This is a genomic window from Ruegeria meonggei (assembly GCF_042768335.1).
GTDB classification, from domain to species: Bacteria; Pseudomonadota; Alphaproteobacteria; order Rhodobacterales; family Rhodobacteraceae; genus Ruegeria; species Ruegeria meonggei.
The window spans coordinates 3,275,436-3,291,190 of sequence record NZ_JAXHBT010000001.1; the positions used below are offsets into that span (position 1 = coordinate 3,275,436).

The window sequence follows — 15,755 nt, forward strand, 5'->3', positions numbered from 1 at the left end:
GTGTCTCTGGATACATCCAAAAAACGGCCGTGGCCATGTACCCTGCATGGCCTGATTTCGCGACGTGGCAGACCGTGTGAGACCGGCCGTCAATTGGCCACGACACACTTCAATTTAATCGACCCAAGTTGGGAGCCAGCAAATGACTAAGAGGACTTTCAGGGCTGAACTTCACAAAATACGACCGGATATCGCCCAGGAAACAAAACACAATCAGGTCAAAAGAAAACTCGCTTTGGCACTGCGCGCCCTCCGCAAAGAGAAGCGCATGACCCAAAAAGATATCGAGCGGAACTCAACGCTGACCCAGCCGGTAATTTCCAGGCTGGAGGCGCCGATTGGTGCGTTGCCGAACTGGGATACAATCGTTCGGTATATCGAGGCGTGCAATGGTCATATGCTTGTCGGCTTTTCGGCGCATAAGCTGGATGAGATGGATTATGTTGATCCAGAGGCCAGCAACAGTGAATTGGTAGCGGCACTAGCTGTTTGATGTCGAACGCTGACATCCACTGGTGGCTGAATCTGGCCACGATGATCGGCATTGCCATATTGGCTTTTCCGGTGTGGTCGTTGAATAACCGAAAGAAAAAGCTGCAAGAAGTGCGCGACGCCCTTCCGCAAGAGCCAAAGGCCTTCAAAGACAAAGTCAAATCCATTCTGGTGACAAAACGCGATCAGGATGTCGCCGACTGGCGACCAATCGACGAGAGATGCCTGTGGATCGGATATGTCTGCCTGCTGGGCAGTGCCATAATTCGGTTGTTCTACCCGCTGGGCTAAGGGACGCCGACCGTAAGCCCAAGTGCAGACTGTCGAAGCTGTCTTCCTGAAATGCATACGCCCGCCAAAATGGCGGGCGTAATAATCAGATAGCCAAGGCGCAAGGCCCGTGCAAACGCGATTAGCGGCGGATGCCCAGCTTTTTGATCAGGTCCTGGTAACGCGCTTCTTCTTTGCCTTTCAGGTAGTCCAGCAGCTTACGGCGCTGGGCGACCATCTTCAGCAGACCACGACGACCGTGGTTGTCTTTTTTGTGGGTCTTGAAGTGCTCGGTCAGGGTGGTGATACGCGAGGTCAGGATGGCAACCTGGACTTCTGGCGAACCGGTGTCGCCGTCCTTGGTGCCGAATTCTTTCATAACGCGTGCTTTTTCAACGGCAGTAATCGACATCGGGGTCTCCTTTAAAAGGTTAGAGTGAATGGCGCAGGCCGGGATGTCGTCCAGCACAGGCCCATGGAGAGAACCGCATCGATTCCGATACGGATGCGCGCGTATATGCGGATTTTCAGCAAATGGCAAAAGGTTTCTGCAAGTTCAGCCAAAGCTGCTGAGCTGCGCCAATTCCGCCTGGGTGATCAGCTGGATATCGTCGGCCGTCAAACCCTCGGCCCCTAACAGCTGGGCGACGTCCTGCCCGTCGACCAAGACAAGGGTCAGGTCTTCGTTTTCGGTATCAGCCTCGATCTGGATGTCGGGGTCTTCCTGCCCTTCCCATGAGATCAGCAGCTTGTCCTGTCCAGGTTGGAAATCCATCACTGTCACGGCGTCGTCTTCGGCGTCCGGGTCCAGAACAACCTCATCCGCGCCGTCGCCGCCGGTTACGATGTCGCCGCTGCCGGCCAGGATCGTGTCATTCCCGGCACCGCCGTTCAGAAAGTCGGTTGCAGGTTCATTTTCAGCTTCGTCGCCTGTCAGCGTATCATCGCCGTCGCCGCCGAACAGTGTGTCCGTACCTGCACCGCCGTGCAGCGTGTCATCTCCATAGCCGCCAAGCAACGCGTCGTCGCCTTCATCGCCGGATAGCGTGTCGTCGTCCTGCCCACCAAAGAGCGTATCGTCGCCGTCGCCCCCCGAAAGAGTGTCGTCACCGGAATGGCCGTACAGCGCATCTTCGCCCTCATCCCCTGACAGCAGGTCTGCGCCGTCTTCACCATGCAGAATGTCATCGCCTTCCCCGCCCTGCAGCGTGTCCATGCCCTCGGCCCCGAATAGCACATCGTCACCTGCGCCTCCGTCTATGGTGTCGTCTGCTCCGTACCCATTGATCTGATCGTCGCCCTCTTGCCCCGTCAGCACATCCGGGGTGTCAGTTCCGGCAATGACCAGATCGCCTTCGTGTTCGGATATGATTGTCCCGGTCGAGGGGGGCTCCGGCGCAGGGGGCTCTTCGATGGTATCATCAATCTCAAGGAATTTGCCGTCAGAGATATCGTCGACATTCTCATCGGTGATGTCGTCGCCTTCGGGATCGTCTTCGGCAACAAAGGCGTCGCTGACGGCGTAGGCAGCGCCACCGACGGCCGCAAGGCTCAGCAATCCGATCAGAAACATGGGAACCCTCCGTGAACGACTGCTCCGAGGATGAAATATCCTATGAGGTCAACCGGTTGGTCAAAGCCTAGCTGAGTCCGTGGTTAACCCTTTGTCACCACGCTTCGGGTTGCTGGGTGTAGGCGATGTACAACGGGTGCTTGGGATGGCCGCCCTTGGTCAGCCCCAAATGGAACAGAGGCTGCCCGGTGCCGCGCAGCAGATGTTCGACAGCCGGGCCGCGATCCAGATGCGCGCCGTGGGTGCCCCAGGCGGCGATGACCTGATCAGCCCAGGTGACCCCGTCCAGAATGGTGGCATCGTTTTCCGGCCCGACCGGATCGGCTGCGGCGCGCATATTGCGTGGATCAGTGTCGCGCCAGGCAAAGATGTTGGTGACCTGGAATGCGCCAAACCCCAGCGCCCGCGCGCGGCGTTCGCAACGCTCGACTGTGGGGTCGTTCTGCACCTCGGTCGCGGTTGACGGATTCAGCATCACAAACAGCGCTTTGCGGCCGGCCGGATCCCAGATGCGGGTCAGGCTATAGCGATACTTCTCGCAGTCAGAATAAACAGCGGTTGAGGGCGCGTCGCCCTTGGTGTGTGTGCGGGTAATCATAGGTGTCGACTAGCATGCAGATCAGGTGACGAACACCCGGCTGGGATGCAATTCACCGGATTTGTAGATGCCGACGGCCACAGCCTGACCCTCCAATGAGGCCCAGGCCTCATCGCCGTATTCCACGTCTGCCGCCAGAACCATGCCTGGATTGCCATTGCGCAGACGGGTGGCGCCTTCGGGTGTGCATTTCAGTTCGGGCAGGTCTGTCAGGCCGGTTTCCAACGGATGCAGGTGGTCGTCCAGCGCGGCGGATTTGGCCATCTCGCCGATCTGTTCGATGCTCAGACCGTCCTTGGCCTCGAACGGGCCGGACCAGATGCGGCGCAGCTCGCGGACATGGCCGTGGCACCCCAGTGCCGCACCCAAGTCGCGGGCGATGGACCGGACATAGCCGCCTTTACCACAAGTCATTTCCAGCGTGACGTGATCGGCGTCGGGGCGATCAACCAGAACCAGCTCCTCGACCCATAGCGGGCGGGCTGCCAGTTCCACATCCTCGCCATCGCGGGCCAGCTTATAGGCACGCTGACCATCGATCTTCACAGCCGAGAATTTGGGCGGCACCTGCAGGGTTTCACCGATAAAGGGCGCGAGCGCTTCCTTGATCTCATCATCCGTCGGACGCGCATCGCTGGTCGCAATCACTTCGCCTTCGGCATCATCGGTGTTGGTAGCCTGCCCCAGGCGCACAGTGAACGTATAGGCCTTGAGCGCGTCGGTGATATAGGGAACGGTTTTGGTCGCCTCGCCCAGTGCCACGGCCAGAACGCCGGTGGCCTCGGGGTCCAGCGTGCCGGCATGGCCCGCCTTTTTCGCGTCCATCGCCCAGCGCACCTTGTTGACCACAGCGGTCGAGGTCATGCCTGCGGGCTTGTCCACCACCAGCCAACCGGAAATGTCGCGGCCTTTGCGTTTGCGTCCCATCTTGCACCTTGTTCCTAGCCGAGGCGCGCGACCTAGCGGATCACATCACCCCTGTCAATTTCAGGGTGTATCTTCGACCACACCCACGATCGGCCCCAGCGAAAATCCGACGTCGGACCGATTGGTCGCTCGGTCATACATGCGTGAGATATTGCCGTCGAAGAACAGCGCATTCGGCGTGTCCAGCACGTCGCGGAACAGGCTGCCAAACTCGTGGAAGGTGACGTAATCTTCGGAAATCGCAAAAACCGCCCGCATGCCATCCGCGCTGGTGCCGACCCCGTTGCGCACATAGCGCGAAGTCGAATCGGGCAGGAAGCGAGGGTGTAGTTCACCATCGATCACCAGCATCGGGCCGGATTGGCTGGCGAACCGGCAGTCGGGGGCTTGATCGACGAAATCCAGCGTCTCGAACACATCGGCGCGGCCCTCGCGGATGCAGAACACCCCGTTGGGCAACAGGCCGAAATTGCCGGGACCGGGGTTCGAGATCACACGCATGACCTCTTCGCCGTTTTCGACATAATGACCAACGGGCGCGCGGTCATCGTGATACATGCCCGCATTCATCGCAAAAGCCAGACGCTCACCGTCGGGGGTCAGCGCCTCGTTCACGGATGAGAAATGCCCCAGCAGATCCCCGTTTTCGTCATTGAGAAACAGGCGCAGGTCTTCGTTGGCGGCATCCACCTCGCAAATGGTGAACCGCTTGTCCTCATGGGCCAGCTTTTCACAGGTGACTGCGCCTGCTTGCGCCGCCCAAAGGACTGCGCCCAATGTGACAGCGCTGCGGATCACTCGTCCAGATCGCGGCGCACCGCGTCCTGATCGAACATGCGGCGGGTGTCGTCCAGACGATCAAACGTGTCATCCAAACGGAACCGCAGATCGGGTGAGAATTTCAGCCCGACCTTTTTGCCAACCATGCGGCGCAGCTCGTGTTTGTTGCGGGCCAGCAGCTCGATCACGTCTTCCTGACCTTTGCCGCCCAACGGCAGCACATAGGCGGTGGCGATCTTGAGATCGGGTGAGGTGCGGACCTCGCCCACGGTGATTGACATGCGGTTCAGGTCGGGGTCGTGGACATCTCCGCGCGCCAGAACTTCGGACAGGGTGCGGCGGATCAGTTCGCCAACACGCAGCTGTCGTTGAGAGGGGCCGGGGCCATCGTGGAATTTGTTCTTTGCCATAAACCCCGATCTAAGCGCAAAGCGGGGCTTTGCCAAGCGGGCGCGAACCGGGTAGGAGGCTTTGAGCCGACTTTAGTAAAAGGACCAGCGCAATGACCCATATTCCGGGGATCGTCATCACAGGGGCTTCGGGCCGTATGGGGCAGATGCTGATCAAGACCGTGACCGACAGCGATCAGGCGCGTCTGGTCGGTGTGGTCGAGCGCACGGGCCACGATTGGATTGGCCAGGATGTGGGCGTGGCCATGGGCAGTGCTGCGCTGGGCGTGACGGTGACCGAAGACCCGCTGGAAGCGTTCGCACAGGCCCAGGCCGTGATCGACTTCACCGCGCCCGAGGTGACGCTGGAATTTGCCGCGCTGGCCGCGCAGGCGCGCTGTGTGCATGTGATCGGCACCACCGGGATGAGCGACGAACAGATCGCGGCGCTGGAGCCCGCGTCGCGTCACGCGGTGATCGTGCGGGCCGGCAACATGAGCCTTGGGGTCAACCTGCTGGTACAACTGACCAAAAAGGTCGCCGCTGCGCTGGATGAGGATTTCGACATCGAAGTGATCGAAGGCCATCACCACCACAAGGTCGACGCGCCCTCGGGCACGGCGCTGATGCTGGGTGAGGCCGCCGCCGAAGGGCGCGGGGTCGATCTGGCCGAAGTGTCCGACCGGGGCCGCGATGGCATTACCGGGGCGCGCAAACGCGGTGACATTGGCTTTCATGCCATTCGTGGAGGCGACATTGTGGGCGAACATGACGTGCTGTTTGCAGCCCCCGGAGAGCGCATCGTGCTGCGCCATCTGGCCACCGACCGGGCGATCTTTGCCCGTGGGGCGCTGAAGGCGGCACTGTGGGGGCAGGGCAAACCCCCCGGCCAATATGACATGGTGGATGTGCTGGGGCTGTAGGCCCCCTCACCGGAATGTGGCCAGCCCGGGCGGTTCTGTGCCGTCCTGTTCAACCTGAGCAAACAACGCGCCCAACCGCTGGTCCCATGTCGGGAACTTGCCGGTCCGGGCATAGGTGAGACGTTCAGCCCCGATGGATATCCCTACCGGAGCGGCCTCGCCCCCGATCATGATCTCGCCAATCTCGGTCCAGTTGTCCGAGGGTGGATAAACCTTCGGCGCGGGCTCATTTGTACCGCCGACGCGATAGTAAACGCCCATGGTCACAATGTAGGCATCGCCAAACGGATCGGGAAAGAAAAAGCCCGAGGCATCGCGGGCGGCCAGCGCTTCGACCTCATCCCGCAGCAGAACCTTATCGGCAAAGGGCAGGTCCATCTGATCCAGCACCGGGCGCATGTCGCCTGATTGCGGAACGCTGACAAAGGCAATCCGCGCGGGGTCGAGATCAAATTCTTCTCGTAGAAGGCGCATCATCAGCCGGGTTGCGGTTTGACCATCAGCGCTTGCGGCCGGATGGCAGCCGACCTCATGAAACAGCGGCAGGATATCAGTGCGGGATTTCTCATCAACATCGCCCACCCGGGCCAGAGGCTGGATCACAAACGCATTGGAGGGCAGGGCGGATTGATCGAAATCGTGGCGCAGCCCGCCGTTATAGTCGTCGAGTCCGGTGGCAAGCGGCAGCGGTTGCGTCTCGGTGAGCCCCAGCTGGGCAAACGCCATCTTCAGGCGTGTCACCGTGTCGGCGAAATCCTGTTCGAAACCGTCATTCTGATCTGCGGCGGCGATGGCCCGCAGCGGCAGTATCGTACCGACCGTTGCGGCGGTGCCAAGTTGAACAATTCTGCGCCTGCTCAGGCCCATGCGATGCCTCCCGTACAATATGGCGGTGTGTGTCGAGAGTATCACAGATGTTGGGCGCAAAGGTTAAGGGTTTCTGAAACTTTGCGCCCCCCATAGTCCCGCTGGTCACAGCTCCCTGATCTTGTCCGCCCGCAACGGGCAAGCCAGATAAACGCCGAACTCTTTGCCGATATCGGCGCTGACCCGCGCGTGAACCGCACCTTGCCGGTCGAGGAACCGCTGGTCGTCTTCGACGGGAAATATCCCCTCATGCCAGATGCCGGGATGGATATAGAGGCCCTGCGTGCCGTCGCACCAGAACGCTACCACCTTGTCCGGCGTCAGGTTGTCGCCAGGCAGGGCTGCGGGGATGATGAAGGGCTTGTCGTCCAGCGGCCAGAACATCTGCCCCCCGTCCGGGTGATAGTTCATATGCCACAGCAACACCTGATCGCGCGGTGCGGTCTGCTGGTCGGCCTGCGCCTGTTGCGGGTCGGTCGACCAGCCCAGAACATAGTGCCCGCCGACCGCGTCGTTGCGCCCATAGAGCACATCGCCCTTCCATTCGCCGTGAAACGTGCCCTCGACCCAGCCGCCTTCGTCGCCGGTGCCTTCGTCAATGGGCCGCCAGCCCTGTTGCGGCCAGCGGGCGATTTCGATCTCGAACCCCTCGGGATCATCAACCAGACAGCCGTAGCCCTTGACCGACGCATCAGTGGCCCGGATCAGGGGCACCTCGTGCCAGGGCAGCGACGGTTTGGTACTGGCTTCGAAGATATATTCCGGTGCGTTCATGTGGCCCCCAAGTGTTTGTCGACCATGCGCTGCACCATCGGTGCGAAATGTGCATAATCGGGTGTGTCCATATCGGCGCGTTTGCCAGCCTCATCCAGATACCGGACCTGAATGATCTCTTTCAGGTTCGGGTTGGCCTCGAACGCGGTGACCTCATCGGCACTCATCGGGCCGCCCTGCAACTCCAGCGTATGGACAGAGGCAGCAGACAGGCGGTTGAAATATTCGGGCTTGGTGGCGCAGAGATAGCGTTTGGCCGCCACGTGATAGCGGCAGCAATCGGTGATGACCGAGGGGAAGAACTGTTCCAGCACCTCGGCCCCCGCGTCCTCGTGATGGCGGTCTTCGGTGTCGTCTGGATGATAAGTACCGAACTCGGATGTGAAATGACCGATGTCGTGCAGCAACGCACCGACGATGATCTCTTCAGGCTGGCCGTTCTGTTCGGCAATAGTGGCGCCTTGCAGCATATGTTCCGCCATGGTGACCGGCTCGCCCAAATATTCCTCACCGCCCCGGCGGTCGAAGATGTCACCGATGAAGGCCACGATATTGTCGCGACTTAGGGTCGAGAAATTGGGTTTCATTCCGCCGCCTCCGGCGTTGCCATCTGCATCGCGGCCAGGGTGGACAGCAACCCGTCCTTGTCGGCGTAACACCCCTGCAACCAACGCGAACCTGCGCCGGAATAACCCAGTCGCGCATGCAGCACGCGGGTGTTGTCGACGATAAAGCTCTCGCCCGGTTCAAGTTTGAACGACACTCCCATGGCCGGGTCGTCGATGATTTCACCCAACTGGCGATAGGCGGCGTAATAGGCCTCCATCTTGTCGAATGGCACATCCACGAAGGGCGCGGACGAGCGGTTGTTAAAGCGGATGCCGACCAGTTCACCATCCGGCGACAGCTCGATCATCGGGCGGCGCGAGCGCAGGCAGACCCCGTCCGAGCCCTTGAATTCGAACCGCGCCGGGTAACCGGCCAGCAGGGCAAAGCCGTCAGGGTTCTGATCGCGCAGTTTCTCGGCGGCGCGGAAGCCGTCGACAACGATGGACTCGCCGCCCTCGGCACTGTTTTCCAGGCAATAGAGGATCTGCAGCGTTGGTACCGGATCGCGATAGGGGTTGTCGGTATGGGCCTGCAGCCCCAGCCCGGTATAGGCGAGGTTGGTCGGGTTCACCTCGGTCCGCACTTCGAAATAGGGGCCATAGTTGGTCTCGCGCACATAACCGAACAGGTCAGCGACCTTCAGCAGGGCCTCAGGTTCGGTCGGGCCGCCGGTCAGCTTGGCAAATCCATATTCAGCGACAGCCGCCAGCCAGCCAAGTTTGGTGGTCGGGTTGGCATGAACCGCGTCCCAATCCGCGCACGGCGCGTCGATGCCACGTTCCCAGGTGGTGATGCCGGGCGCGGTGCAGCCCAAAGGGCGGCTTTCGGCGCGATCATAAACATGCTCGGCCAGCCAGTCGGCGGGGAAGGTGACAGTCTTGCCTTCGGGCTGGAAGGTGACGGTCAGGTCACAAGTGTCGGCGCTGGCGGCACTGATCGAAATGTCGGTCGGGATATCGCCGATGGTGATCAGGCGCTGGCCATTGCCCGGTGCGCGGGTCTCGGAGTCCAGCGCATTGTCGCGCAGCCAGATGGCGTGAAACCGGGCTTGGGTACCGGTGTCGAAATCCACGGTAACAACCGTAGGCGTGTGGGTGGCAGAGCGCAGCATGGGGTCTCTCCTGTTCAGCGCGGGCTTTGCTTGAGGAAATACGCGCCTCATGACATTACTACAATTAATCCTTCCTTCTGCTGAGGCTTGGAAAAACTAATGGCTAGGAAAAAGATCGGCCTGCCCCCGCTGGACTGGCTGCGCGTGTTCGAGGCCGCCGGGCGGCTGGGTGGGTTTTCCGCCGCCGCGCGCGAATTTGGCCTGACGCAGGCGGCTGTCAGCCAGCGGATCGGCAACCTTGAGGCCTGGCTGGGCCGCACCCTGTTTGTGCGCGAGGCACGCGGTGTGTCGCTGACGATCGAAGGCGAAAGCTATCTACCGTTGGTGCAGGACAGCCTGCTGGCACTAGAGCACAATACCGAGGATTTGTTCGGAACCTCGCCGCGTGAATTGCGCGTGGCCGGTCTGTCCTCGCATATCTATGCGCTGGTATTGCCGGGTATCCCGCGGTTTCTAACGCTGCAGCCCAAGGTGCGGCTGATGACGGATTCGGTGGCTCGCCGTTCATCACTGGATGAGGAAAAGACCTGGTTGCAGATCCGCTATGGGCGCGGGGCGTGGCCCGGGCGCGAAGCAGCATTGATCGCAAAAGAGGTGCTTGTGCCGATGGCTGCGCCGGACATCGCATGGGGTGCCCCGCTGATTGATCAACGCGGCGAGCGACCGGGGTGGAGGGACTGGGCGCGCAGCGCCGGTGTTGAGGACCTGCCACCTGCCCATGTCAGCTTCGATTCGATGGGCCACTCTATTGCGGCTGCACGTCAGGGGATGGGGGTTGTGCTGGGGTCTGTGCCACTTGCGGCGGGCAACACCCGAGCGGGTCAGCTGAGCAGCCTGGACCTGCCAGCGCTGGAAACGCGCGAAGGTTATTGGCTGACCTGGCCCGAGGATCGGGTACGATCGAAAAAGCAGCGCGCGTTGATCGACGACTTCCTGACGGCATTGCGCGGCTAAACAATCAGAAATCGATCGCGATGCCCTTTTTCTCCCAATCGCCGTACCGGGCGGGGTCGGGGCCGTCGCGCCCGCCCAATTCCTTTGGCCTCTCTTTGGCCTCGGCTTCAGCTTTGCGGCGGCGGTCTTCGGCCTCGGCCAAAGCGCGCTGGGCGGCTGGGGGCAGGTCTTTGCGGTCGTCGCTCATGACATCGGGTTCCTTTCCGTGCACGGGCTTGATATACGCCCCCGTCCGCCAATGGCAATGCGGGCGAGAGTCACATCAAAGGCGGTTCCATGTCCGACAACGCAACAGCGGCGCGGCGTAGCGCGATCTATCTGCTGGATCAGATATTGGGTGAAGGCCGGCTGTTGCCCGAATGCTTGGCCGCAGGCGCGCTGGACCGGTTGGGGCCGGAAGACCGCGCTCGGGCGCAACGCCTGACGCTGGAAACCCTGCGCGGGCTGGAACGTGCCGACCGACTGCTGGACAATCACCTGAACCGTACCCCCGATCTGACGGTCCATAACGCGCTGCGCCTTGGTGCGGTCGAACTGTGCCACGGAGAGGCGGCGCATGGCGTGGTCAATTCCATGGTCGAGATCGTCGGGCGTTCACGCAAACACGGACGACTCAAGGGGTTGGTGAATGCGGTGCTGCGCAAAGTGGCGGCCGAAGGGCCCGAGGCCTGGCCCAGGATGCGGGTGCCGCGCCTGCCGGACTGGCTGCGCGATCCGCTGATTATGGCCTGGGGGGCCGAGGCTGTCGCGAGTATGGAGCAGGCGCATTTCGCCGGTGCCCCACTGGATATTTCGCTGAAACCGGGCGCTCAGGGTCCCGGTGATGCCCTGCCAACCGGTTCGATGCGCGTTAGGGATGCGGGGCAGGTCTCAACCCTTCCGGGTTTTGATGCAGGTGATTGGTGGGTGCAGGACGCCGCTGCTGCTGTGCCTGTACAGATTCTGGCCCCCAAAGAAGGTGAGGCTGTTCTGGACCTTTGCGCGGCGCCGGGTGGCAAGACGCTGCAACTGGCCGCTGCCGGGGCTGAGGTCACCGCGCTTGATATTTCAGAGGCGCGTCTTGAACGGGTGCATGAAAACCTTGCGCGCACAGGTCTGACCGCCTCGATCATCGCAGGCGACGCGCTGGAACATCAGGGCCAGTACGACGCCATCCTGCTGGATGCACCCTGTTCGGCCACGGGAACGATCCGGCGGCACGCGGATCTGCCTTTTGCCAAGGATGGATCAGAGTTCGGCGGGTTGATCGAGTTGCAAGCGCACATGCTGGCCCATGCCTGGACCCTGCTGAAGCCTGGCGGGCGGCTGGTGTATTGCACATGTTCCCTGCTGCCGGATGAAGGCGAAGTGCAGATTGAAGAGGCGCTGGCGCAGTATCCGGATATGCGCATCGACCGGGACGCGCTCAATGTCCCGGGTGCGGATGCGGGCTGGATTACCGAAGAAGGCGGTCTGCGCCTGCGCCCTGATTATTGGGCGAATCTGGGCGGTATGGACGGCTTTTACGTGGCCTGCCTGAACAAAACGCCCTAAGGGCACGCTTTTCGATGACTTGACGATCGCCCCGGTCTATCGTTGGTTCAGGCGCCAGCAGAGCGCAAGGGGCAGAGTAACGAGCGTCATGTCAAACTCAGATACCATGACCAATCGGTGGACACGGTTTCAGAACCGTCTCTACGCACGCCTCAGTCAGCGGCGCAAGGCGGTCACCGGTTTCGTGGGAGAGCCAGAACCGCGCACCGTCGGCTCTTTTGCCCGTGGGCGGCAATTGGTGGCAGGAAATCTTTTATTTGCAGGGTATCTGGTCGAAGCAAAGGATACCAACCTGTGGGATGTCACCGCCCCCAGTGCAGGTTTTGACAACGAGCGCCACGGATTTGCCTGGCTGGATGATCTGGCAGCCGTCGGCGATATGCGGGCGCGGGAAAAAGCCCAGCGGTGGGTTTGGGGCTGGATTGAGGCGCATGGCCGCGGTCACGGCCCCGGTTGGGCCCCGGATCTAACCGGACGGCGCGTGATACGCTGGATCAACCACGCGGTGTTTTTGCTGCGCGGTAGAAATGAAACGCAACAGGAACTATTCTTTCGCGCTTTGGCACAGCAAACATGGTTCCTTTCAAAACGCTGGTCTGCAGCAACACCGGGCCTGCCCCGGTTCGAGTCGCTGGCCGGGCTGGTACAGGCGGGGCTTGCGCTTGAAGGTCTGGAGCAGATGGCAGACCCCGCTTTGCGTGCCCTGGCGCGGGAATGCGAAAAGCAGATCGATCAGAAGGGCGGCATTTCGACCCGCAACCCGCAGGAATTGCTGGATGTGTTCACCCTGCTGGCCTGGACCTCGGCCGCGCTTAGCGATCTGGGGCGGGGCACGCCCGGTGCGCAATCCAATGCGATCAAACGCATGGCCCCGACCCTGCGCAGCCTGCGGCATTCCGACGGTGGGCTGGCGCGTTTTCACGGTGGTGGCCGCGGGGTCGAAGGGCGGTTGGATCAGGCTTTGGCTCAAAGTGGGGTCAGACCGAACCATGCAACCGGTCTGGCGATGGGATTTGCCCGTCTCTATGCCGCACGTACCAGTGTGATCGTCGATGCAGCCACGCCGCCGAAAGGGGCCGCGTCGTTCAACGCTCATGCGTCGACCCTGGCGTTTGAGCTGACCTCGGGGCGACGTCCCCTGATCGTGAATTGCGGGGCTGGTGGAAGCTTTGGCTCGGAATGGCGCCGCGCTGGACGTGCCACGCCGTCTCATTCGACCCTGTGTCTGGACGGTTATTCCAGTGCCCGGCTGGCACCCCCGGCCCCCGGCACCGAAAACGAGGCTTTGGTCGACGCGCCACAGGACGTGCCGGTCGATTTCGAAGAGGCGTTTGAGGGGACGCGCTTTATGGTGGGGCATGATGGCTATGCCAAGGTTTTTGGTTTGACCCACGCCCGCACGTTCGAGCTTCGTTTTGACGGCCGCGAACTGACCGGTGAGGATATTTTGCTGACCGCCACCGATAAATCCAAGAGGCAGTTTGACAAGGCGCTGGATGCCTCGGGGATGAAAGGCATTGGCTTTGATATCCATTTTCACCTGCATCCGGACGTGGACGCGGCCATTGATTTGGGCGGTGCCGCGGTGTCGATGGCGCTCAAGAGCGGCGAGATCTGGGTTTTTCGCCATGACGGTGTGGGAAAATTGTCAGTCGAGCCAAGCGTTTACCTTGAAAAGGGTCGGCTAAAGCCACGCGCGACAAAACAGATCGTTCTATCCGGGCGCGCAATGGAGTATGCGACGCGCATCCGGTGGACATTGAGCAAGGCACAGGACACCGCCTATGCCGTGCGCGATCTGCACCGGGACGAGCCCGAGTTTGACTGACGCCAAAAGGACTTTTGGACCCATGACCGATCTTCACCCCGTGCGCCGCGCGTTGCTTTCTGTTTCCGACAAGACCGGATTAATCGAACTGGGTAAGGCGCTGGCAGAGCGCGGGGTCGAACTGCTGTCGACCGGCGGCACGGCGCGGGCGCTGCGGGATGCCGGGCTTGCGGTCAAAGATGTGAGCGAGATTACCGGCTTTCCCGAGATGATGGATGGCCGGGTCAAGACCCTGCACCCGATGGTGCATGGCGGGTTGCTGGCGCTGCGGGACAACGACACCCATGTGGCTGCGATGGAGGAACACGGCATCGGCGCCATCGATCTGCTGGTCGTGAATCTCTATCCGTTTGAGGCCACCGTGGCCAAAGGCGCGGGCTATGACGAATGCATTGAAAACATCGATATCGGTGGCCCGGCGATGATCCGCGCCGCGTCCAAGAACCATGCCTTTGTGAACGTGGTTGTGGATGTCGAAGATTACGCGTCGTTTCTGGATCAGATGGAAGAGAATTCCGGCAAGACCTCGCTGGGCTTTCGTCAGCGGCTGGCGCAAAAGGCTTATGCCCGCACCGCCGCCTACGACACGGCAGTGTCGAACTGGATGGCCGATGCGCTGGCGCTTGAGGCCCCGAAACGCCGCGCCTTTGCTGGCGCGTTGAAACAGACCCTGCGTTACGGCGAAAACAGCCACCAGACGGCTGCATTTTACACCGATGGCACCAATCGCCCGGGCGTGGCCACCGCCGTGCAGCATCAGGGCAAGGAACTGAGCTATAACAACATCAATGACACAGATGCAGCATTCGAATTGGTCGCCGAGTTTGATCCGACCAATGGGGCGGCCTGTGCCATCATCAAACACGCCAACCCCTGTGGTGTGGCGACAGGAGCCACGCTGCTGGAGGCCTATAAGGCCGCGTTTGATTGCGACCGCACATCGGCCTTTGGGGGAATCGTGGCGCTGAACCAGCCGCTGGATGCCGAAACCGCGCAGGAAATCACCGGCATCTTTACCGAAGTGGTGATTGCCCCCGGCGCATCGGATGAGGCCAGGGCGATCTTTGCGACCAAAAAGAATCTGCGTCTGTTGACAACCGATGCACTGCCGGACGTGTCTGCTGGTGGCAAGACCGTGCGTCAGGTGGCCGGTGGCCTGCTGGTGCAGGACAAAGACAACGGCTTTGTCGGTCTGGACGATCTGAAGGTTGTCACCAAAAAGGCCCCGTCTGAAGACCAGATGCGCGATCTGCTGTTTGCCTGGAAAGTGGCGAAACATGTCAAATCCAACGCCATCGTCTACGTCAAGGGTGGCGCGACCGTGGGCGTAGGCGCAGGCCAGATGAGCCGTATCGATTCCGCCCTGATTGCCGCCAAAAAAGCTGAACGCATGGGCGAGGCGCTGGGCCTGCCGCAGCCGTTGACCATCGGGTCTGCAGTGGCGTCCGATGCGTTCTTCCCCTTTCCCGACGGCTTGATGGAAGCCGCCGAGGCCGGAGCCACATGTGTGATCCAGCCGGGCGGGTCGATGCGCGATGACGAGGTGATCGCGGCCGCAGACGAGGCCGGGCTGGCCATGGTCTTCACCGGCATGCGCCATTTCCGTCACTGATGCGATACCGTCCCTTAATCTGGGCTGCTCTGGCTGCCACTTTGATCGACCAGATCAGCAAGTATCTGGTCGTTCATGTAATGCGGGTGGCGGCAGGCGATATCGATGTTCTGCCACCGCTGCTGGTGTTCAAATACGGCGAGAATCGCGGCATCAACTTTGGTCTGTTCCAGGGCAATACCGAAGCTGCCCGCTGGGTGCTGATCGGTATCTCGGTGGCCATCTCGGTCGGGGTTCTGATCTGGCTGATACGATCGACGCCGTCGAAACTGATGATGATATCCGGCGGGCTGCTGATCGGTGGCGCAATCGGCAATGTCGTCGATCGGCTGCTATACGGTTATGTGTTGGATTTCCTCAACATGTCGTGCTGTGGCATCAACAACCCTTTTGTGTTCAATCTTGCGGATGTGTTCATCTTTGCCGGTGCCATCGGACTTGTGTTGTTCGAGGGCAAAAAGCCCTCGTGACGCGCCTTGGGAAATGCGATAAAAGCGCCTGAAACAGGCTGGAGA

19 protein-coding genes are annotated in these 15,755 nt (G+C 61.1%); 8 read left to right on the forward strand and 11 right to left on the reverse strand.

Going from position 1 to position 15,755, the window contains the following annotated elements:
• The first annotated feature begins 268 nt into the window (after window positions 1-268).
• Together SJY13_RS16180 and SJY13_RS16185 are read left to right on the forward strand one after the other, a co-directional pair.
• Window positions 269-493 carry a hypothetical protein gene (locus tag SJY13_RS16180; RefSeq protein ID WP_143534876.1) on the forward strand — a complete coding sequence of 75 codons (225 nt, stop codon included), beginning with the start codon at window positions 269-271 and terminating at the stop codon, window positions 491-493.
• Window positions 493-783: a hypothetical protein gene (locus SJY13_RS16185; protein ID WP_085822700.1), complete on the forward strand. Its 291-nt coding sequence runs from the start codon at window positions 493-495 to the stop codon at window positions 781-783. Before SJY13_RS16180 ends, SJY13_RS16185 begins: the two co-directional genes overlap by 1 nt.
• Window positions 784-904: 121 nt before the next feature.
• On the opposite strand, the gene rpsO is transcribed toward SJY13_RS16185, so the two are convergent.
• From rpsO to rbfA, 6 genes are all read right to left on the reverse strand, one after another.
• On the reverse strand, window positions 905-1,174 hold the full coding sequence (gene rpsO / locus SJY13_RS16190; RefSeq protein WP_085822701.1) for a 30S ribosomal protein S15: 270 nt from the start codon (window positions 1,172-1,174) through the stop codon (window positions 905-907).
• A 144-nt stretch (window positions 1,175-1,318) separates the two neighbouring features.
• Window positions 1,319-2,335, reverse strand: coding sequence for a calcium-binding protein (locus tag SJY13_RS16195; protein ID WP_377192279.1), 1,017 nt, complete (start codon window positions 2,333-2,335; stop codon window positions 1,319-1,321).
• Window positions 2,336-2,429: 94 nt separating this feature from the next.
• Complete coding sequence (locus SJY13_RS16200; protein ID WP_377192281.1) at window positions 2,430-2,933, reverse strand: DUF1643 domain-containing protein; 504 nt, start codon at window positions 2,931-2,933, stop codon at window positions 2,430-2,432.
• 21 nt (window positions 2,934-2,954) lie between these two features.
• Window positions 2,955-3,860, reverse strand: coding sequence for a tRNA pseudouridine(55) synthase TruB (gene truB, locus SJY13_RS16205; RefSeq protein ID WP_377192283.1), 906 nt, complete (start codon window positions 3,858-3,860; stop codon window positions 2,955-2,957).
• 60 nt (window positions 3,861-3,920) lie between these two features.
• Entirely contained in the window at window positions 3,921-4,658 is a 738-nt protein-coding gene (locus tag SJY13_RS16210; protein ID WP_377192285.1) for a phosphodiester glycosidase family protein, read from the reverse strand.
• A complete protein-coding gene (rbfA, locus tag SJY13_RS16215) occupies window positions 4,655-5,050 on the reverse strand; it encodes a 30S ribosome-binding factor RbfA (RefSeq protein WP_085822706.1) in 396 nt (131 codons plus the stop codon). Before rbfA ends, SJY13_RS16210 begins: the two co-directional genes overlap by 4 nt.
• Window positions 5,051-5,142: 92 nt before the next feature.
• Here rbfA and dapB point away from each other — a divergent pair, with 92 nt between their 5' ends.
• Window positions 5,143-5,952 (forward strand): 4-hydroxy-tetrahydrodipicolinate reductase, encoded by an 810-nt coding sequence (gene dapB, locus SJY13_RS16220; protein WP_377192287.1) that lies wholly within the window; start codon window positions 5,143-5,145, stop codon window positions 5,950-5,952.
• 6 nt (window positions 5,953-5,958) lie between these two features.
• Here the strand turns inward: dapB and SJY13_RS16225 are convergent, their stop codons facing one another.
• From SJY13_RS16225 to tmpA, 4 genes are all read right to left on the reverse strand, one after another.
• Complete coding sequence (locus SJY13_RS16225) at window positions 5,959-6,819, reverse strand: hypothetical protein (RefSeq protein ID WP_377192289.1); 861 nt, start codon at window positions 6,817-6,819, stop codon at window positions 5,959-5,961.
• 105 nt (window positions 6,820-6,924) lie between these two features.
• Window positions 6,925-7,593: an ureidoglycolate lyase gene (locus SJY13_RS16230; protein WP_377192291.1), complete on the reverse strand. Its 669-nt coding sequence runs from the start codon at window positions 7,591-7,593 to the stop codon at window positions 6,925-6,927.
• On the reverse strand, window positions 7,590-8,180 hold the full coding sequence (tmpB, locus tag SJY13_RS16235; RefSeq protein WP_377192293.1) for a (R)-1-hydroxy-2-trimethylaminoethylphosphonate oxygenase: 591 nt from the start codon (window positions 8,178-8,180) through the stop codon (window positions 7,590-7,592). The genes SJY13_RS16230 and tmpB overlap by 4 nt, the downstream gene beginning before the upstream one ends.
• A complete protein-coding gene (tmpA, locus tag SJY13_RS16240; protein WP_377192295.1) occupies window positions 8,177-9,313 on the reverse strand; it encodes a 2-trimethylaminoethylphosphonate dioxygenase in 1,137 nt (378 codons plus the stop codon). The genes tmpB and tmpA overlap by 4 nt, the downstream gene beginning before the upstream one ends.
• A 99-nt stretch (window positions 9,314-9,412) precedes the next feature.
• On the opposite strand from tmpA, the gene SJY13_RS16245 reads away from it, so the two are divergent.
• A complete protein-coding gene (locus tag SJY13_RS16245) occupies window positions 9,413-10,267 on the forward strand; it encodes a LysR family transcriptional regulator (RefSeq protein ID WP_377192297.1) in 855 nt (284 codons plus the stop codon).
• 4 nt (window positions 10,268-10,271) lie between these two features.
• Here SJY13_RS16245 and SJY13_RS16250 read toward each other — a convergent pair whose 3' ends face one another.
• Window positions 10,272-10,454, reverse strand: a complete 183-nt coding sequence (locus SJY13_RS16250; RefSeq protein WP_085822713.1) for a DUF1674 domain-containing protein — start codon at window positions 10,452-10,454, stop codon at window positions 10,272-10,274.
• An 89-nt stretch (window positions 10,455-10,543) separates the two neighbouring features.
• Here SJY13_RS16250 and SJY13_RS16255 point away from each other — a divergent pair, with 89 nt between their 5' ends.
• The 4 genes from SJY13_RS16255 to lspA all read left to right on the forward strand — a co-directional run bounded on the left by SJY13_RS16255 (window position 10,544) and on the right by lspA (window position 15,710).
• Window positions 10,544-11,800 carry an RsmB/NOP family class I SAM-dependent RNA methyltransferase gene (locus SJY13_RS16255; RefSeq protein ID WP_377192299.1) on the forward strand — a complete coding sequence of 419 codons (1,257 nt, stop codon included), beginning with the start codon at window positions 10,544-10,546 and terminating at the stop codon, window positions 11,798-11,800.
• An 88-nt stretch (window positions 11,801-11,888) separates the two neighbouring features.
• Window positions 11,889-13,628: a heparinase II/III family protein gene (locus SJY13_RS16260; protein ID WP_377192301.1), complete on the forward strand. Its 1,740-nt coding sequence runs from the start codon at window positions 11,889-11,891 to the stop codon at window positions 13,626-13,628.
• Window positions 13,629-13,650: 22 nt separating this feature from the next.
• On the forward strand, window positions 13,651-15,240 hold the full coding sequence (purH, locus tag SJY13_RS16265) for a bifunctional phosphoribosylaminoimidazolecarboxamide formyltransferase/IMP cyclohydrolase (protein WP_377192303.1): 1,590 nt from the start codon (window positions 13,651-13,653) through the stop codon (window positions 15,238-15,240).
• Complete coding sequence (gene lspA / locus SJY13_RS16270) at window positions 15,240-15,710, forward strand: signal peptidase II (protein ID WP_377192305.1); 471 nt, start codon at window positions 15,240-15,242, stop codon at window positions 15,708-15,710. Before purH ends, lspA begins: the two co-directional genes overlap by 1 nt.
• Window positions 15,711-15,755: the final 45 nt, after the last annotated feature.